16 protein-coding genes and 1 pseudogene are annotated in these 19,005 nt (G+C 61.9%); 8 read left to right on the top strand and 9 right to left on the bottom strand.

What is annotated here, in order from left to right; translation table 11 throughout:
* Positions 1-45: 45 nt before the first annotated feature.
* Positions 46-945 (top strand): LysR family transcriptional regulator, encoded by a 900-nt coding sequence (locus tag AWB81_RS22870; RefSeq protein WP_062638830.1) that lies wholly within the window; start codon positions 46-48, stop codon positions 943-945.
* 144 nt (positions 946-1,089) lie between these two features.
* Here AWB81_RS22870 and AWB81_RS22865 read toward each other — a convergent pair whose 3' ends face one another.
* A complete protein-coding gene (locus AWB81_RS22865) occupies positions 1,090-2,259 on the bottom strand; it encodes a glycosyltransferase family 9 protein (RefSeq protein ID WP_062638829.1) in 1,170 nt (389 codons plus the stop codon).
* Between the two features lie 418 nt (positions 2,260-2,677).
* On the opposite strand from AWB81_RS22865, the gene AWB81_RS22860 reads away from it, so the two are divergent.
* Positions 2,678-2,959 (top strand): hypothetical protein, encoded by a 282-nt coding sequence (locus AWB81_RS22860; protein ID WP_062638828.1) that lies wholly within the window; start codon positions 2,678-2,680, stop codon positions 2,957-2,959.
* Positions 2,960-3,044: 85 nt separating this feature from the next.
* Here AWB81_RS22860 and AWB81_RS22855 read toward each other — a convergent pair whose 3' ends face one another.
* Positions 3,045-3,662, bottom strand: coding sequence for a DJ-1/PfpI family protein (locus tag AWB81_RS22855; RefSeq protein WP_062638827.1), 618 nt, complete (start codon positions 3,660-3,662; stop codon positions 3,045-3,047).
* Positions 3,663-3,999: 337 nt separating this feature from the next.
* Between AWB81_RS22855 and AWB81_RS22850 the strand changes: the two genes are divergently transcribed.
* From AWB81_RS22850 to AWB81_RS22825, 6 genes are all read left to right on the top strand, one after another.
* Entirely contained in the window at positions 4,000-5,706 is a 1,707-nt protein-coding gene (locus AWB81_RS22850) for a DarT ssDNA thymidine ADP-ribosyltransferase family protein (RefSeq protein ID WP_062638826.1), read from the top strand.
* A gap of 4 nt (positions 5,707-5,710) precedes the next feature.
* Positions 5,711-6,412 (top strand): DarT1-associated NADAR antitoxin family protein, encoded by a 702-nt coding sequence (locus tag AWB81_RS22845; RefSeq protein WP_062638825.1) that lies wholly within the window; start codon positions 5,711-5,713, stop codon positions 6,410-6,412.
* Positions 6,413-6,543: 131 nt separating this feature from the next.
* Positions 6,544-7,059: a DUF4142 domain-containing protein gene (locus AWB81_RS22840; protein ID WP_235025873.1), complete on the top strand. Its 516-nt coding sequence runs from the start codon at positions 6,544-6,546 to the stop codon at positions 7,057-7,059.
* A gap of 62 nt (positions 7,060-7,121) precedes the next feature.
* Positions 7,122-9,749, top strand: coding sequence for a glycoside hydrolase family 15 protein (locus AWB81_RS22835; protein ID WP_087135130.1), 2,628 nt, complete (start codon positions 7,122-7,124; stop codon positions 9,747-9,749).
* 353 nt (positions 9,750-10,102) lie between these two features.
* Entirely contained in the window at positions 10,103-10,408 is a 306-nt protein-coding gene (locus tag AWB81_RS22830) for a DUF485 domain-containing protein (protein WP_062638823.1), read from the top strand.
* Positions 10,405-12,066, top strand: coding sequence for a cation acetate symporter (locus tag AWB81_RS22825; protein ID WP_062638822.1), 1,662 nt, complete (start codon positions 10,405-10,407; stop codon positions 12,064-12,066). Before AWB81_RS22830 ends, AWB81_RS22825 begins: the two co-directional genes overlap by 4 nt.
* A 121-nt stretch (positions 12,067-12,187) precedes the next feature.
* Here the strand turns inward: AWB81_RS22825 and AWB81_RS22820 are convergent, their stop codons facing one another.
* From AWB81_RS22820 to AWB81_RS44220, 7 genes and pseudogenes are all read right to left on the bottom strand, one after another.
* Positions 12,188-12,802 carry a class I SAM-dependent methyltransferase gene (locus AWB81_RS22820; RefSeq protein ID WP_235025872.1) on the bottom strand — a complete coding sequence of 205 codons (615 nt, stop codon included), beginning with the start codon at positions 12,800-12,802 and terminating at the stop codon, positions 12,188-12,190.
* Between the two features lie 315 nt (positions 12,803-13,117).
* Complete coding sequence (locus AWB81_RS22815) at positions 13,118-14,272, bottom strand: lipase family protein (protein WP_235025871.1); 1,155 nt, start codon at positions 14,270-14,272, stop codon at positions 13,118-13,120.
* Positions 14,259-15,509: an LssY C-terminal domain-containing protein gene (locus AWB81_RS22810; RefSeq protein ID WP_062638821.1), complete on the bottom strand. Its 1,251-nt coding sequence runs from the start codon at positions 15,507-15,509 to the stop codon at positions 14,259-14,261. The genes AWB81_RS22815 and AWB81_RS22810 overlap by 14 nt, the downstream gene beginning before the upstream one ends.
* The gene (locus AWB81_RS22805; protein WP_062638820.1) at positions 15,506-16,798 is read right to left on the bottom strand and encodes an LssY C-terminal domain-containing protein; all 1,293 of its coding nucleotides are present in this window, start codon (positions 16,796-16,798) and stop codon (positions 15,506-15,508) included. The genes AWB81_RS22810 and AWB81_RS22805 overlap by 4 nt, the downstream gene beginning before the upstream one ends.
* Positions 16,799-16,986: 188 nt before the next feature.
* Positions 16,987-17,187: a hypothetical protein gene (locus AWB81_RS44840; RefSeq protein WP_143753728.1), complete on the bottom strand. Its 201-nt coding sequence runs from the start codon at positions 17,185-17,187 to the stop codon at positions 16,987-16,989.
* Between the two features lie 203 nt (positions 17,188-17,390).
* Positions 17,391-18,713: an MFS transporter gene (locus AWB81_RS22800; RefSeq protein ID WP_062638819.1), complete on the bottom strand. Its 1,323-nt coding sequence runs from the start codon at positions 18,711-18,713 to the stop codon at positions 17,391-17,393.
* Between the two features lie 166 nt (positions 18,714-18,879).
* A pseudogene (locus AWB81_RS44220) lies at positions 18,880-19,005 on the bottom strand (3-keto-5-aminohexanoate cleavage protein); the annotation flags it as partial.

The raw sequence follows: 19,005 nt of genomic DNA, 5'->3' as shown, positions 1-19,005 counted from the left end.
CGCCCCTATAATGTCCGTCGACCATGACCTTCCTGTCGACTGAGAATGCTTGATCTTGGACAAGTGCGTTGCTTCGTTGCTGCCGCGACCGAATCGAATTTCAGACGCGCTGCGGCGCTTCTGAACATGACTCAGCCGCCGCTCAGCAGGCAGATCCATTTGCTCGAAGACAATCTGGGCGTGAAGCTTTTCGAGCGCATCGGCCGCACGGTCAGGCTGACGACGGAAGGACGCGTGTTCCTCGCAGACGCGACGCGCCTGCTCAGCCTGGCCGAGCAGGCCGAGAGCGCGGTCCGGCGCGCGAGCAAGGGGAAGACCGGGCGCGTGCGAATCGGGTTCACCGGCGCGGCCGGTTATGAGCTGATTCCCGAGTTGCTGGTTGCGGCTGGTAGCGCACTGCCCGATATCGACGTCGTGCTGCTCGAACTGATCTCCGTGTCCCAGATCGAAGCCTTCTCCGCGAATGCAATCGATCTGGGCTTTCTCAGGCCTTTGCCTTCGAGACAGAATCTGGAGTTTCTTCTGGTCGATGAAGAGCCGTTGATCGTCGCGCTTCCCAAGGGACACGCGTTGTGCCGTTATGAGCAGATCGAACTCAAGCAACTCGACGGCCAGCCGTTCATCATGCATTCACCCACGCACGGGAAGTACTTCTACGACCGTATCATGGGCATGCTCACGAACGAGGGCGTGAATCTTAACGTTGCGCAATACATCGACCAGACGCCGACCATCCTCTCCCTGATTCGTGCCGGACTCGGCCTTGGGATCCTTCCGGCCTCGGCTCAACGTTTCCACTACGACAACGTCGAGTTCAGGTCGATCGCCAACAATTCCATGCAGGCCGAAATGAGCATGGCGTGGCGCTCCGATCAGGACAATCCCGCGGTCACGGCCTTCAGGCTCATGGCTGCGGAGTATTTTGCAACGAAGGCGCGGGCCTAGTTGGCCCTCGGCGACATTCGACGAAGGCGTAACGCCGGCATCATCCGAAGCATCTTCTCCGACCACCAGCAGAGTGTTCCCGACGCGCGTGGCCAGGCATGCTTTCATGTGCTCCGCAGGATCGGTTCAAGCGACGCCGCGCCGTCACACCGGAGCGCGGACGCGCGTTCGCTGCGTGCCGACCGACTCCAGCACGGACTGCACGACCCGTTCGACGCTCGGCCAGTTCCTTGCATGCTGGTCTGCAACGTAATGGTCCGGCGACACGCTGCGATAGTGCTCCGGATAACCCCAGATCGCGTCGTGAACCGTTGGCCGCGTGATGCTGCCGCCGATCACCGCGACGGTCGGCCGGCGAAACGCGGCGGCGACGTGCATCAGCATGGAAGAGTTCGTCAGCACGGCGGTGGCCTCTTCGGCGAGGGCTAAAACGAGCCGCATTGGCACAGCGCCCGCCATCGAGCGGACGGGCACGCCCGGGCCGGCTGCGGCTATCGCCTCGGCGGCGCGTGCCTTGTCGGCCTCGCTGCCCACGATCACGATGTCGCAAGTGTCGCCTGCGCTTTCGAGTGCCCGGGCGATCTGCGCGAGCGCGGCGCCGGCCTGACGCGGGTCCCACACCTTGGTCGGCACGCCGGCCCCGATGCCGACGAGCAGGCGCACGGTGCGCTGGCCCGGCACGGCGGCCTTCCAGATTTTCGCTGCGTGGGCGCGTTCGTCTTCGGTCAGGAATAGCTGCGGGCGCGCTTCCGGCAGCCCGGTCGCGCCGAGTAATTCCGCCTGCGCGAGCGCGGCGCGTCCGCATTGCCGTCTCGCGAAATCGATGTACTCCTGGCACGCGCTATGGCCGCCGCGATATCCGCGCACGCCGATGCGATATCGCACGCCCAGACGCATCATCAGCAATGCGCCCATGTAACTGCCGAGCACGTCGATGCCGACATCGAAACCGCCTCGCGCGCGCAGCGCCGCAACCTGGGGCGACTTCCACAGGTAGCGCAATACGTTGCCGTGCGACCGGTCTTCGACGAGCTTGTTGTTCCAGGGCGCGTCGATGTCGACGATTTCATCGATGAACGGATTGTTCTCGAGGATGGGTCGTCCCCAGCTGCCCACGCCCGCGATGAGACGCGTTTTTGGAAAGCGCTTGCGCAGCGCTTCGAAGAGCGGAGTCGTAGTGAGCAACTCGCCGAAATCGTTCGGGCGCAGCACGAGGATCTCGCGCGGCGTGTCGCGATGCGGGTCATGTCGCGGAGGGTAGAACCGGCCGATCAACCAGACCGGCATTTCCGTCAGCAGGCTTTTCCAACCCATTGCTTCTCCAGATTCGCTTTGGCTATTAGCCGTCGAGTAGCCGGCATATCGCTTCGATTGTGCATAACAGCGGGCCTGCGATCTGTGGTCGGCCTTACAGAAGTGCGGACGTCATTCAGTCGAATTCCGCCATTCGAGCGTGTTGGGTGAGCGCATACAGCCGGCTCGAAAAGCGTTGTGGGCGCGCAGACAGTGTGGCTCGTCGGCCTCGCTGTGAAAGTCCTCATGGTCGCCGACGATGTTGTTTGTTTTCAACCGGTTAGGGTCGCGCGGAGGGTGAGCGGCCGCAGCTTGGCACAGCCTCTGCATTGAGAGCAGCGGGCGCTGCGACGACCACGCGGTCGACATCGAGCACGGCGCTCCGCAATGGACCTTATCCAGGTGCATTCGAATCTTCAAAAAGCTTATTGGAGTCGTCATGAAAGCGAAATCCGTCGCCGTCCTGTTGGTCGCAAGTGCCGCATCGCTGGCGGTTCCCTGCTTTGCCGGCAGTTACGGCCAGGCTTCCCAGGGTCGCGAATGCACCGGAGTGCCAGTACGGCACCACGCGCAGACCGCTCACACGAAGGTCATGAAAGAAGGCCAGGGCAGCGCGGTCGACGGGATGAGCGGTGGCGTCGGCGGCGACGAAACGGGCCATTCGCAATCGGGCCGGCGCGCCCCGAGCGACAGCATCGACGCGACGTATCGCGGGGGCTGACGTGTTCGCGTGCCAGCGCGTCGTTAGGCCGGCTTGCCCGATCCGCCGGCCAGAATTCTGCGGCAAAGACGACGCGAAGGCGGTCTCAGATGGACGCGGTTGCCTGCTGCAAATACGGCGCGATATTCTTGATCGCGCGCGAAACATAGTCTTCCTTCTCGGCGACAGGCGCCACGTAATGCAGGGCATTCGCGGCTGCCTCGACGCCCTCGAAGCGCGCAATGATCCAGGCCGCAAGGTACTGCGACGCAAGGCAGCCACCGGCGGTCGCGACGTTGCCGCTGGCAAAGAATGGCTGGTTCAGCACGGCAACGCCGGCTTCCTCGACCCACGGTTTCGTCGTCAGGTCCGTGCATGCGGGAACGCCGCCGAGCAGCCCGAGCTTAGCAAGCACGAGCGTGCCCGAGCACTGCGCACCCAGCAGCTGACGCGTCGGATCGAACTGCATCTGCGCCATCAGCGCTTCATCGGCGACGACGTCACGCGTCAGCAACCCGCTGCCCACGATGACCGCGTCAACCGCATTGGCCTCACGCAGCGATATCTGTCCTTCGATCACCACGCCGTTCATCGATTTGACGCGCGCGTGCGGGGTTGCGATCGACACGCGCCAGTCTGGCTTTTTGATGCGGTTGAGAATGCCGAACGCGATCAGCGAATCGAGTTCGTTGAAGCCTTCGAAGGTGAGAATGGCGATGTGCATGGTGTCGTGCTCGGTGCGTGTCGAATGGGCGATGAAGACATGTTATTCACAGAGACAATTGCAATCAAATAATTGTCATGGATACATCTTCGAATGGCTCAGGCCCGGTATGTGACGCCGACCAGTGCGTATTCGTATCGGATGAGGACGCCGTTTTGAAAATGCCGTCAAGAAATCTCCTTTGCTGCCGTAAACGACATGTGGATCGCTCGTAAGGTGTCATGCCCGGGCGGTCTGGATAAACCAAAAAAAGGACCAGCAGGAAGTTGACGCGAGCGGGTGAAAAGCGGACCTCGCCATTGACCTGAATAAAAAGACCGCACCTTCGGAGTAAAACGTGCCGATATTGCTGTATCAGTTGACCATCATCGGGACGTTGATCCTGACTCGAATTCTGGCACCGAAACGGCTGCAGGCGGCCTGCCTGATCTGGACCGTTCTTACGGTAGTGAATCTGTTCTGGCCGCCTCTCATCATTCTCCAGTTACTCGTTGTCTGGATTACGTTCGTCCTGATCAAGCCGTCTGAATCCACCGCAGAGAAGGGGACGTCCGTATCGGGTGATGCCGATGTCAAGGCGCGGGCCGATGCAGCGTCCGCTCGATTCGAGCCTTCGGAGCGCATCTACGGGGATTCACTGCTTTCTAATGCGCCGCCGGTCATCGAGTCGGACGCGAAGTCTGGTGGGTGTTTGAATGGCCGCCCGCGTAAAAGCGTGCTCGGGAAGGTCAACGACGCGCTGCACGAACTGAACGACTACGTCACTCTTCAGCAAGCGGTGCAAGACGCCACCTCTCCGGTGCTAAGCGCATGTGACATCGAGCGCATGTACATCGAGAGTGCCTTGGAAGAGGCCGAGCGTCAGCTCAAACTCTACCGGGAACTGTCGAAGGACGCACAGTTCAAGGAACTCTACGATGAGCGCTACGCGAGCATAGGCGGGACGCTGCGCAGGCGACAATCGCGTGATGCGAAGCCCGAAGAGCGGCCCGTGCAGATTGCCTGCGCGGATTTCAGTTTCCCCCCAACGCATCCCGACCCGGCGATCGACGAGAGCATCCGGCGCAAGCTGACGATGGCCATCGACGATTATTCGATGTTCCTCAAAGCAGTGCTCGGCCGTTTGCAGAGGCCAGACTTGCGCAGGATGTTCGATGAGAAAATGCGTGATGCGCATTGCCAGGACATCCTGACGCGTATTCGATGCTTCGAGGCCGGACTCGAATGGCGCTATATCGCCAACATCGAAAAAGGACGTTCGGCGCTGGAGAAACCGCCTTCGTACGCTCCCTCCCGGCTCGATTTGAGGTTCGATTCTCCCACCGTCCAGACATTGATTCATCGTGTACCTACGCACCTGGCGGATCGTGCCTTCGCGCAGGCGGACCCATCGCCACGCAGCGAGTTGCGGCGCGAGATCGAGGAAACGGTGATCGGATTGAAGGTGCCGCTGCTTGCACACTTCACACGCGCATGTAATCTCGAGTCCATTCTCGAGCACGGGTTGCGTTCGATCGTGAAGGCGCAAGATGCAGGCATCAAGCCGCGCGTCAACGACGTCGTCCGCCTGGACGGCCGCCCTGACGCTATCTCCCTTTCCATCGCGTTTCCGAACCACAAGATGTTCTACAGCTACCGGCAGAAGCATCCAGATGAAGAGTGGGTGGTCCTGCTTATCGATCCCGCCATACTGTGGAAGAAGAACTGTGGGTTCTGTCAGCGCAATGCTTCCGACCACCGTGTCAGGACGCTGCCGCTTCCAAGCCTCATGAACGCGAGCGCGTTTCGCGGCATGTTTGATCCAGTCGAAGATCTCCCGACGCGGCAAGAGCAGAAGTTGATGGATTTCGATCCAACGGACCCACAGGCGGAAGTGCTCGTCTTCGAAACCATCGAGCCTCAGTTCATCGAGGGCGTCGCCTTTGATAGCCACGAAGTGCAGGCCGTTTGTGCTCATTTCGTCGGTGACCGCCGCTGTGCGGTTTTCGACCGAGACACCGGTCCGTTTGCTTCGCGCGGCTACGCCCGGAAATGGAGCAGCTGATCGCATGGCGCAGCGTCCCATCTTCATTCCAAGCTTCGATGGCCCTTTGCTGGTCCGTACGGTCGGTGTTACGTTCGAGTGGTTGGCGGGGCTGTCCCTTTCGCAGAGGCAGAGATCGATCGATTCGCTTCACGCTGCTGGACGCCAGTTAGCGGGTGTCAGCAGGATCCTCGATATTTCGAGCAAATCAAGGGAGAAACTGGGCACGGCCCTGAGTGCATTCAACCTTACGTTGAGAACGCCGGATCATCCGCAGAGTCTCAGCGTGGAATGCGCGTTTCAGGGTAGCAAGGTGTTTGAGCACGGCGGTCCATACGTCGACATCTTTGCGATGTCTTCGCGCGATGCGAAGCGGGACGAGCGTCTCCAGAGTTCGGGTCGGCTGACCGGATTCCGGTTTGCAAGTGTGGACTGGCCGTTGGAGCCGCAGACCGCCTTCTACGACTGGCTCTACATCACTGCCTTGATGCAGAACCCCGCGCTGATTCGGCAACTGGAGGGCTTTTCGGCATTCAGCGACATCGAGTTCAATCCGGAGCGATCCGTCAACTGCCAGGCGTATGCTGTCGCACTCTACGTGTCGCTGGCCGGACGCGGAGAACTGCGGACACCCGGGTGCTCCAGGGACGCCTTTCTCCGGATCGTTGGAGGACGGCCCGTCAGCAACGCGCGGCAGGATGATACGGGACAGACCACGCTCTTTTGACCAGAAAGTAAGCCCGACCGGTTTTGAGGTAAATTGGAAAGCCTCAAAGGGGACGCATGCCGCAATAGTCTCATCCTGCGCATGGCGGGCCTTTTACGGAGTCTAGGATGAAAGTCACACGCACTGGCACGGTGCTGCTGTTTCTTCTCGTATGCACGAGTCACGCGTTCGGGCAGGCGGAACGTCTGTCCGATGCACAAATCGCTGGCGTCGTGTTCGTGGCGAATCAGGGGGAAATCGCAGCAGGCGAGTCGGCGTTGCGCAGAACCCGCTCAAGAAGCGTGCAGGCCTTCGCAAGGCGGATCGTCACCGAGCACGGGCAGGTCAATCAGGAAATCATCGCACTGACGCAGAGACTCGCGGCCAACCTGCAACGAAGTGGCACAAGCGATGCGCTAACGAAAGAGAATAATGACGACCTCGCGAGACTCAACGGAGCCGACGCGCGGGGATTCGACGAAGCGTACCTCGATCGCGAGGTGGACTCGCTTAGCCGGTTGGTCAATGCCACGGACACCTTCATCCGGTCGACGACCAGTGCCGATCTCAAGATGCTCCTGGTCCGGTCCCGGCCGTCCTTCATCTTTCATCTCGACCAGGTTCGACGCTTGAAGTACGCGATAGGCTCTCCGGAAATCGGACGATAGATTCGACGCCCCGGCGATGCGTTGAATGATTCAAGCGCGCGAGCATCGCGAGGAGGTACACCATGAAACTCGAACGCGTGCTTCGGTGGGGTTTCGCGGTGCTTGCCGCATTGATGCTTGGCGCGGTGCACGCACAGACGTCCGGGGAGGCGTTCGGCAGTCCGGGCGCTACCGCGTTGCATGGCCCGGCGCGCAAGTCACTCCTCGGTACGGCGCTGACATCCGCTTCGCAGGTGTATTTCACGGGGTATCGCGGCATCGTGTCGGAGGTCTATTACCCCGTGCTCGACACGACAGAATCGGTCGACTTGCAGTTTTTGGTCGGCGATGCCGCCGGTTCGTTCATCGACGAGGAGAAGCTCCAGTCATACACGGCCGCGCAGACCGATCCGCATACGATGAGCTGGCAAGTGACGACCGGCAACGTCGCACACAACTGGCAGGTCGACAAGACTGTCTACAGCGACCCGAAGCGCAGTTCCCTGATCGAGCGCGTGACTTTCCGCGCACTGAACGGCACGCACCTGCGCGATCACAACCTGTATCTGCTGTCCAAGCCGCATATCGACAACGCCGGTTCCGGCAACACCGCATGGACCGCGACCGCCGTCGATGGCCGCACGATGCTGCTCGCGAACCGGAACGCGCGCTATTCGGCGCTCGCCGTTTCACTGCCATGGAAAGTGCAGGGCGCGACGACGATGGTCTCGAACGGTTTTGTCGCGCAAAGCGATGGCTGGACCGATCTTCTCGGCGGCGCGACGGCGGACCGAAAGATGGACTGGACTTATTCGTCGGCCACGGCCGGCAACGTCGCGCAAATGGGCTGGCTGGATTCGGGCGAAGGCAACGCCAACACCGTTTCATTCGATGTCGTATTGTCGTTCGACAGCACGTCCGCCAAGAACGCGATGCAGACGGCGGCCGCCACGCTCGGTGACAACCTCGACGCGCTGCGCACCCAATACGACGCCGCCTGGCATGCCTACGCCTCGGGCCTCTCGACGCAGGGCGGCAGCGCCGACAACGAGTACTACCTTGCCGCGATGACGCTCAAGACCATGCAGGACAGGAGCAACGGCGCGATGATCGCGGGTATCGGCACGCCCTGGGGCGAGACGCAGGGCGACGGCAACCTCGGCGGATATCATCTCGTGTGGTCGCGCGATCTGTTCAAGTTTGCCAACGCGCTGATCACGGCGGGCGATGCGGCGACACCCGCCGCCGTCGTTCATTATCTGTTCGACACCCATCAACAGAAGACGGACTGTGGCACGGCCGAATACGATGCTGACGGCTGTTCCCAAGGGTTCAGCCGGGTCGGCCGCTTTCCGCAGAATTCGTGGGTGAGCGGCTGGCCATACTGGCAGGGCACTCAGATGGACGAGCAAGCGATGCCGATCCTGCTCGCGTGGCGGCTGGGCCCGGGCGTGTATGACCCGTTGTGGCCGCAGATCCGGCTGACCGCGGACTACATTCTCGATACGGGGCCGTGGACCTATCAGGATCGCTGGGAAGAGAACTCCGGCTATTCGCCTTCGACGATCGCAGCCGAAGTCGCCGGACTCGTTGCCGCCGCGCGGATCGCCGGGGAGAACGGCGACAATGCGCGCGCGGGAAGATACCTGAGCGCGGCGGATTACTGGCAGCAGAACGTCACGCGCTGGACTTTCACCAGCACGGGCTTCTACGGCAGCGGTCGGTACTATGTGCGCATCAATCCGGCGAACATGGGGCGTTCGGGCAGCGGCCCGCAGGTCTATGAGCCGACAAGCTATCCCGACTCCGGACAGAACTACCTCGTCAAGAACGGCGGCGGCACGCGGGATGAGCGCGCGGTGGTCGATGGCGGTTTCCTCGAACTTGTCCGCATGGGCGTGAAACGAGCCGATGATCCCGCGATCGTAAGCACGCTCGCCGCGTATGACGCCGTTCTCGCGACGACGATAAAGGCCTCGAACCAGGCGTGGTTCCGCTATAACTTCGACGGCTACGGCGAACACAACGACGGAAGCAACTTCGATGGAACCGGCGTCGGACGCGCGTGGCCCATCTTTACCGCCGAGCGCGGCATGTACAGCATCGCGAGGAGCGGAACCGGCAGCAGCGGTGCCCCTTACCTCGACAGCATCAAGACTTACGCGACGCCTGAGGGCTTCATTCCCGAGCAGATCTGGACGAAGACCACGACTCTGCCCGATAGCTGGCAGGTGGTGACGCCGACGAGCGTGACGGCAGGTGCGCCGACTGGTTCGATGGCGCCGCTCAACTGGGCAATGGGCGAATACATCAGCCTGCTGGCATCGATTCAGGCGGGCAGGGTGGTCGATATTCCGGCTGTCGTATGTGCGCGCTATGGCAATTGCGTGCTGCCCCCGTCGAGCGGCGAGACTGGCGTCACGATCAATGTGAATGCAGTGACGCAGCCGGGGCAATACGTGTACGTCACCGGCGACAACGCCATGCTCGGGAACTGGAACACCGATCTCGGCCTGCCGCTGGATCCGGCCCGCTATCCGGTCTGGAGCAATACGGTGAATCTGCGCGCGGCCACGAGCGTTCAATACAAGTACTACCGCAAGAATGCCGATGGCAGCGTAACTTGGGAGAACTTGCCAGGTGGTGGTAATCGAACGCTGAACGTGCCAGCGTCGGGAACTGCGGCACTGAACGATGGTGTCGGTTGGTGACCGGTGAAGGCCATCCTTCACGCCCCTTCACCTGGCGTACTCGCTGACCACGACTCCTCGGCGATGCGCATGTCGAGGAACGTTCGGCAAGGCGTCGGCTCAGCAAGCATGCCTTAGTACGTTCGTACGGAACGTCTGATCGAGCGCTCCGCGCTCAATCGATCGAACGTTCACACTCCGCGTATACCCCGCAACAATTAGACCGTCTCCGTAAGAAACAGGTAAGCGCAGGCCCATAAGCTGAAGGTGAAAATTTTGGTGCGGGTTTTCGTCATGATTCCCCGTACGAGGATTGGCCCCGGCCATCGTCGAGCGACGTATGGCATCGCCTGAGAATACGATAGGAGACAAGGATGACTGACGACGAAGTGCGCAGAATCAAGAAGACCCGACAGTACTCGAAACTGGTCAGAGACCGCTCGCGGCTCGGATGGACGCTGACCGCTGCGGTCCTCGTCGTCTATTACGGATACGTGCTGCTGATCGCGTTCAACAAGGAGTTTCTCGCCACGCGTACCGGCAACGGCGTCATGACTCTCGGCATTCCGATCGGCCTGTTCGTGATCCTCTTCACTGTGGTGATTACCGGTCTGTATGTGCGTCACGCCAACCGGACCTACGACGAACTCACCGAACAGATCAAGCAGGAGGTCGCATGAATTCGCAACGGATTTTCATCGCGGGTAGCCTGCTCGCATTATCGGGAACCACCTTCGCCGCTGGCGGCGATCTCGGCCAGACCGTCCAGCAAGCGACGAACTGGACCGCCATCAGCATGTTCGTCGTGTTCGTCATCGGCACGCTGTTCATCACCAAGTGGGCGGCGAAGAAGACCAAGTCCGCAGCAGCGTTCTATACCGGCGGAGGAGGCATCACGGGCTTTCAGAACGGCCTTGCCATTGCCGGCGACTTCATGTCGGCAGCTTCGTTCCTCGGCATCTCCGCCGCGGTCTACGCAAATGGATACGACGGCCTCATCTATTCCATCGGCTTTCTAGTTGGCTGGCCGATCATCACGTTCCTGATGGCAGAGCGGCTGCGCAACCTCGGGCGTTTCACCTTCGCCGATGTCGCCGCGTACCGCTTCAAGCAGACGCCGATCCGCGCGTTCGCCGCTTCGGGCACGCTGGTGGTCGTCGCCTTCTATCTGATCGCGCAGATGGTCGGCGCGGGTCAGCTCATCAAGCTGCTCTTCGGGCTCGAATACTGGATCGCGGTGGTGATCGTGGGCGCGCTGATGATGGTGTACGTGCTCTTCGGCGGCATGACCGCGACGACCTGGGTGCAGATCATCAAGGCGTGTCTGCTGCTCGCCGGCGCCTCGTTCATGGCGTTCATGGTGCTCGCACAGTTCAGCTTCAGTCCCGAGGCGCTGTTCGCCAAGGCTGTCGAGGTGCACGAGAAGAAAGACTCGATCATGTCCCCGGGCAATTTCATCAAGGACCCCATTTCCGCGATCTCGTTCGGCATCGCGCTGATGTTCGGCACCGCCGGCCTTCCGCACATCCTGATGCGATTCTTCACCGTGCCGAATGCCAAGGAAGCGCGCAAGTCGGTATTCTGGGCGACGACCTGGATCGGCTATTTCTATATCCTGACCTTCATCATCGGCTTTGGTGCGATCGTGCTGGTCGGTACGAATCCGGTCTTCAAGGATGGCGGGGGCAAGTTGCTCGGCGGCGCGAACATGGCTGCCGTGCATCTCGCAAGCGCCGTGGGCGGCAACGTGTTCCTCGGGTTCATTTCGGCAGTGGCCTTCGCGACCATCCTCGCGGTGGTGGCCGGCTTGACGCTGGCGGGCGCGTCGGCTGTGTCGCATGACCTCTATGCGACCGTCTTCAAGGAAGGCAAGGCGACAAGTGCAAGCGAATTGCGCGTCTCACGCATGACGACGGTCGTGCTCGGCATCGTGGCGGTCGTACTCGGCATCGTGTTCGAGAAGCAGAACATCGCCTTCATGGTGTCGCTCGCGTTTGCAGTGGCCGCGTCGGCCAACTTTCCGGTGCTCTTCATGTCCGTGCTCTGGAAGGGATGCACGACCCGAGGCGCCGCCGTGGGCGGATTCCTCGGATTGTTGTCCGCCGTGGTTCTGACCTTGCTCTCGAAAGCGGTGTGGGTGGACGTGTTCCACTATGCGAGCGCGCCTTTTGCGTACGCTTCCCCCGCGTTGTTCTCGATGGCGGCGGGCTTCTTTGGAATCTGGCTGTTCTCGGTCACCGACAAGTCCGCGCGGGCGCGCATCGACAAGGCCGGGTTCGAAGCGCAAACGGTTCGGTCGGAAACCGGAATCGGCGCGGTGGAATCAGCCGGGCACTGAAGCGTTGGGCCGCCAAGGCTGCTTCCGGCGGTCACTTTCCCTGCAGCTGCAAAGAAAGTGACCGCTCCGCCCGGGCGGCGGATTCCGGATTGAAACGTGCATCGAAACGCAGCAGCCTTGCTCAGACTCTGGCCCGCGGCCGGCAGATCATGAAATACTGCGACGAAAGCCACCAGTGCGTGTGCGGCACCGGACTGAGATGCACGGCATCGATAAAGAACTGCTCGCTCACGATCTCCCGCAACTCGCGAAAATCAAAGCCCTTGTGCGTCGTGCGCGGATTCTGCGGCCGGCAAACGGGAATGCCCACCATCGACTTGAGCAGCTCCGCCGGCGAGTATTCCGACTTGAACGAGCGGCTGCGAATCATCCAGTTCGACACCTTCGGCGCTATCGCGAGCCCATACATGATCGGCACCGAGATGACGAGCGCCCCCTTCGGTTTGAGGATGCGCGCGGCGTCGTCGAGCAATGCGTCGAGTTCGTTCCGATAGAGATGCTCGCAGACCTCAAGCGCGGTCAGCACGTCGACACTCTGCGTCGCGACCGTATCGAGCGATTCTGCATACCTGACTTCCGGAAAAGCAGGCGCCATGTACGGATCGTGGCCGACGAGCGTCACGTCGCGACGCGTTTCGCCCAGCGTATGCAGAAAGAGTCCCGGCCCGGCGCCAAAATCGACAACCGTGCCGCTCGTCGCACAGAGATTGGTGACAAGATCGATCGCCATCGTCATGCGAGTTCGATGAGCGAAGCGGGCAAGCGGATTTCCTGATTTAACTGTTTGTTCTTCGTAAGAAATTTCGCGCATCGAGGTGTCCCCACGTATTTATCAGTTTTGTTGAACGGCCCGGCTTTCACTCAGCGCAACGAACTTTTTTATTTATCGTTTTGGGCGATCTTGCAGCCGCTGGGGGCGCCGCGCAACTGCTCCCCGTAGGCTTTTTTCGCCGAACTTCTGCTGAGTTCCGCCACGTATGTCGGATTCACACAGAACGCGAAAAAGCCGCCGTTTCGCATCAGGTGTGCGCTTTCATACGGACGCGTCGTCTTACTTTCCGGACGTAGCGAGGTCTTCTTCGATGAAGCGCAGGGCCGCTTCCGTCAGCGCTTCACGCGGATATTCGTTCTGCGTGACGAACAGCGAGCCGATCATCGCGTGGGATCGCGCAATGGGCACGGCGAGCGCCCAGTGATCCGCATTGACGTAGCCCATGAGCGTGCTGCCGGGCACGATCTGGTCATAGAAGATCATTTGACTGTCGTTGCGCGCGTCTATGCGCGCGAGTTTCTCGTAGCTCGACTTGAGTATCGAAGAGATGCGCTCCGGCTGAGGATACGTCGCGAGCGAGTAGTAGCGGACGTCGGGCGGGAGCGGGTTATGTGCCATCCACGCCTGGCGTGTCGCCGGTCGCAGGCTTTGCACGGCACCTCCGTCGCCCGACGTGCAGGTTGCGCCAGGAAAGTATCGCAGCATGTCCGCCTGGAATTGCTCGGCGTCGTTCGCAAGCGGCGACCCGCCGATCGCGCCGGCCGCGCTCACCACTGCCGCCACGCGACTGCGGATCTCGGGATAGTCGACCACCGCCTCCAGGATGTCCGGCGCCCCCTTCGAGTAACCGATCAGAACTAGCCGCGATGCGTCTGAGGAAAGCGGCATGGCCAATATGGCATCGCGGATCTGGCGTGCGTTGTTCGCCGAACTCGACAACCCGTCGACGTCGAGCATGATCGCGTCGTAACCGAATTGCCGCAGGTGTGTCACGACGGTGCCCGGCGAGTTCAGCCACGGCTTGAAGCAATCGTATCCGACGCCCGCCACCACGACCGCAATGAGATGCCGCCGGGATTGCCCCAGATCGACGGGCGCACCCGAGCCGGCGGGCTCGGTACCCACGCGTGTCAACGCATCCTCGCATGGACGATGATCGGCGAGCGCGGAACCGTGCGCCTCCAGAACCGCGCAGTAGATCTCGCGGAACCGCGCGCGCTTGTCCTGCACGCCAGCCTGCGATGCCGGAACGAGCACGAGCGGCGGCGTATCGGTCGAAAAGGGGGCGAGCGGCTTCGTGGCACACGCGACTGACGCTAGGCAGGCCACGACCGCGACGATTCTGACACTAGCACTCCAAAGCGCACGCAGGAAACGAACTGCCCGCGCAGCGTCATCGCCGCATGATCGCGCGATGACGCTACTTGCCTGCATCACTGTTCTCCTTGCGTGCTGCGGAGCGAGGGTCCAGATAGGGCACCCAGTCCAGAATCTCGACGTTCGTGAAACTGAGGGGCCGCGTTGCGAAGAACATCACGGCGCGCAATCCGTCGGTGTGGTAAAACGCACCGTTTAGCGTCGTGCGGGGATGTGCCTGCGGTGCCGGACCGACCCCGTTCAGGAAGCCGAGCTTTTCGAGGCCACCTGAATACATCATGTCCTGAACGAGAAAATTCCTGGCCTCGTCGACATCTCCATACAACACGTCGCCGGTCGTGCCGCTGCGCGCGAAGCGGCCGCCGACCGGCCGTCCGACCTGCGCCACGTACACGAACTCGCCATTGAAGCGAAGGGGTGTGAGCCACGCGCGGATCGAAGTCGCGGGCGTGCCCGCCTGCGCCTCCTTGCGAAGGACGACATCCGGTCTGCGTCCGAAGGCCCATTGATCGAGATCGCTCTCGCGCAGGTTGCGCCGATAGCTGCGCCGCACCAGCGCCGCTCCGATGTCGCCGAGACTGCCAATGGCCACGATGTTGAACGGGTCCGCGCCGGTCGTTGCGTGCTGATCGGTGGCGCAGCACGGTAGCCGTTCGAGCGCGGCACGCAGCGAGGCTAGGTCGTGGTAGTCGGCGATCTCCGTATCGCGATACTGGAACAGCGTCAGCGCGAAGCGGGAGTCGGGAACGTCGTCGGGCACGCTTACGAAGAGGGAGAAGGGAACCAGCGTCTTGCTCCCGAACAGGTCGATATTGACGAGCTTGGGATCGCGATCCGGGTTGGTGAAGACGATTCCCACGCGCGTCTCGCCCGGAGGAATTGGATTCCTGAATCCGAGCTTGTTGAAATGATTGTCGATCCTGGCATTCGTTGTGAAACCGAGCAGCGTGTGCAGCGACCACGCGACCTCAAGCGGCGAGAAGTAGTCGGGATCGGTTCCTGAATGCAGCAGCCACAACGGTTGCGAAGTCCGGTTCTGAACTTCGATCCAGAGGGGCTGCATGTTGTTCTTGTTGACGTCGGCACCGAACATCCGTTTGCTGTCTTCCGATGAGAGCACGGCCGCGCTCACCTGCACGTCCTGCTTGGTGGCGCTGACGGCGCGCTTGCGCAGCGGCGCATCGTCGACGCTCGCGGGGGCCGTCCACGTCCCGCAGGCGGCGAGACAGAGGAGGAGGAGCACGCCGGCGGCCGTATTTTTCAATGCCCGATGCCACCTGAGGGGGGCGCTCATTGCTTCGCTCCCGAGCGCTCAGTGTTGCTGGGCTTGGCGTTCACCTCCCACGGAAAAATCCCGATCTCTGAAAGCGAGGTGGGATGGCGGTCGAACACCAGCACCTCGCGATATCCGTCGGTGTAGTACGAATCGGTCGTGAGGTTTTCCTTCGGCGCGCTCTGCGGGGCGGCGCCCACGCCCTTGACGAAGCCGATCTCGACGAGGTTCTGCGAATACGCCATGTCCTCTCCGAGCGCTCTGCGCGCCTCGTCCACGTCCGGGTCGATCTTGTGCGTGGTGAACGTCGGCGAATGAAACGTGAAGCGCACGCCAATATCGCGGCTGATCTGGCCCACCCACACGAGCTTGCCCTGGTAGCGCATGGGGCTCAGCCAGAGCCGCAGATGATTGCGCTGGTGAATGGTGTCGCGCGCTTTCTGCAACGCGAGATCCTGGGCGCGGCCGAACAGATAGAGGTCGCTCACGGGCGCATTGACGTAACGATCGCCGGACAGCGCGGAAGTGACCGTACGCATGATCGCGCCCGACCACTTTTGTTCGGTCGGGCTCCAGCCGCGTCGCACCAGTGCAGGAAAAGCGTCGTCGAGTCCGCCGACGACGACCAGGTTGAGCGGATCGCCGGTCTTCGATCCATCCTTGTTCGTTGCGCAGCACGGCAGGGCTTCGAGTGCGGCGCGAAACGCCTGGTCATCCGTGTAGTTCACGATCTGGTCGGGCGGATACATCTCGCGCCGGAAGACTTCGCTTACGTGGTAGTCGGCATAGAAGCCAGGCACGATCACTAGGATGGAGAAGGTGCTCGCGCGCGCGCTCGCGACGAGGTCCAGCTGGACGAGCTTGGCGCCTTCGTCGAGATGGGTCAGCACGAATCCCGACTTGGTCTCGCCGGGCTGGATGGGGTTCTGGAAGGCCAGGTCGCGGAAGCGCTGGGTGAGTGCGCCGGTTCCGCTCGCCGAATCGCTGTTGCCGAACGCCTCGGCTGCTTCCGATGCGGGGAAGAAATTCGGGTCGAGGCCCGGTGACATCAGGAAGTAATTAAGCGCTTCGTCGTTGGAGATCTCGATCCAGACGGGTTGAATCCCCTTATCCGCGAGCGGCACGCCGTAGACGGACGCGCTCTCCTTTGCCGATAGCACCGACGCCGATACCCGCAGTCCGCCTTCGGTGCGGGTCACGGCGCGGCTCTTGTAGGTGAGCCCGCTATCGGCCGGCGGCGTTGTGGCGCAACCGGACATAAACAAGGCGACAACAACGGCAACCAGCAGTCGATTCACGATGCGGTTCATCGCGTAACCTCATTGCCGCTAGGGCGGGCGCCAGGGATCGTTGTGATGCGTCCTTCTCGGTGTTAGCCGAATTATAGTGTGCGAGTTCGGTTACGCCGCTGCTGATGCGTGGACAACGGCAGCGTCATGATGCGCGATACGGCGCAGCACGGTGACCTGCCTTGCGGCAGGTCACGCTGATTTCCCGCTCAACGCCATGCGCTGGTGGCGGCGGCGGGAGTGTGCGCGTCTATCCAGTCATACACTTCCGTGGTTCTTGCCCACGCCCAGGTGTGCGCGGCCGATTCACCGGCTCGCTCGACGGAGGCTCGATCCTGTTTCAGGTCGTGGCCGGGTTTGAGGCTATTGACGTCATTTTCCAGTGCGCCGGCTTTTTCGTAAGTAGACATTTTTTGCGTTCCTGCAATCTGCGAGCAGCCGTCGGCATGCCCGCAACATCGAAATGGATTCGGTGATTGCTGCTGTAGTTGCGCTTCAGCTCAACTCGGCCACGAATTCCTCGGCGCGCGGCGACTCGCCGTGTCCCGAAGCGGGGTTCAGATGGCCGGCCGCGCCGATATTCACGAAATGGCTCTGTTTTCCCCGTGAAGGCTCATGGTTTCGCTGCTTGTCCGCGCAAGGCGTCGATGCGGTTCAGGTCGCGTACATACCGCGACCGGCCGATTGCGAACGCCAGCATCGCCGCGAGGCTCACGAGCGGAATGATCTGCAAGGCGCCCAGGAGGCCGATCCGGTCGGCGATCGCGCCGGTGACGAGCGGACCAGGAGCGAGACCGAGCAGGTTGTTCGCAAGCGTGAGTGTCGCGAAGGCGGACGCGTGGATCGTCGACGGCGTGAGATTGGCCACCATCGCCCCGGCCGGGCCGGAAGTCCCCGCGACCACGAGAATGCCCGCGCCCAGCAGGACGAGTTGCAATGCCCCGGCGTCGAGACGGAAGCCGATTGACAGCAACACGAACGAGATCAGGCAATAAGCGACGGCCGTGACCCACTTGCGCGCCGGAACCTTTCTGCAGATCCGGTCGGTGGCGATCCCGCATGCGACCATGCCGACTCCGCCCAGCAGCACGAACACCGCCGCGCCGGCGGCCGCCTTGTCTGCGGGCAGCCCGTAGTAGCGATTCAGGAAGCTGGGCATCCACGCGATCACCGCGCCCATGATGAAGAGCTGCAGTCCGCTGCCGACATAGGCGCACACCACCGAGACCGTCGAGAAGAGGCCCGCCAGCAGTTCGCGCAGGCTCGTGCGCATGCCGCCGGTGTTGTGCTCGGTCGCCTGAGCGTTCGGATACCGGGCTGCAATGCGCTTGTCGGAAACCATCAACCGGTAGGCGATCACCAGCACGATGCCGAAGCAGGCCATCGCGGCGAATGACGCACGCCAGCCGAAGTGCACGGCGACAAAGCCGCCCAGCGCCATGCCGAGCACCGAGCCGAACGCACCGCCGGCCATGAAGGCGCCGGTGAGCGTGGAGCGCAGATGCGGCGGGAAGATGCTGAGAATGAGCGCGATGCCGACGCTGCCATAGGCCGCTTCGCCGAGACCGACGAAGGCGCGCGCGACGAGCATTTCGCCGTAATTGGTGGCGATGGCGCAGCCGAGCGTGGCTAAGCTCCAGAGCGCCGCCATCAGAATCAGGCTGCGCACGCGGCCCCAGCGGTCGGCGAGCACCGAGAGCGGGAAGGTCAGCAGACCGACCATCAGCGCCACCACGCCGCTGAGCGAACCCAGTTGCGTGTCGGACAGACCCCATGACTGTTTCAGCAGGGGAAAGACCGCGTTCAGGACCTGCCGGGACATGTAGTCCGACAGCAGCAGACCGAAGGTCAGCGCGAACACGATCCACGCGTACTTGCGCGATATGGCCGGAGCAGCGGTGCTGCTCGGGGCCGGCTTGATGCAATGAATATCCAAGATCGTCTCCTCCGATATCAGGCGTGTGGCCGCGTCATGCGCTTTTAGCGCGCAGCGGGCCGTTTGTTGTTCTGGCCGGCAAGCCTTGCTTGCCGGCCTTCGCCTTGGAGTGTTGAGTTAAAGGTGCAGGCGCGGCGTTCAAGGCCGCGCCCGCATGTGTCGGGGTTCAGGCCGCGCGCAGCGGCAGGTTCTTCATGCCAGCCTTGCGGTTGGGCGCCATGCCCATCTGCGCGAGCGTCTCGTCGGCATCCTTGTACTGCACGCCGATCTTGTAGATCTCGCGCGCTTCCTT

Origin of the sequence: Caballeronia arationis (genome assembly GCF_001544975.2) — a bacterium.
GTDB classification, from domain to species: Bacteria; Pseudomonadota; Gammaproteobacteria; order Burkholderiales; family Burkholderiaceae; genus Caballeronia; species Caballeronia arationis.
Note: the sequence above shows the minus strand (reverse complement) of the source record. Positions and strands in the feature narration are given on the sequence as shown.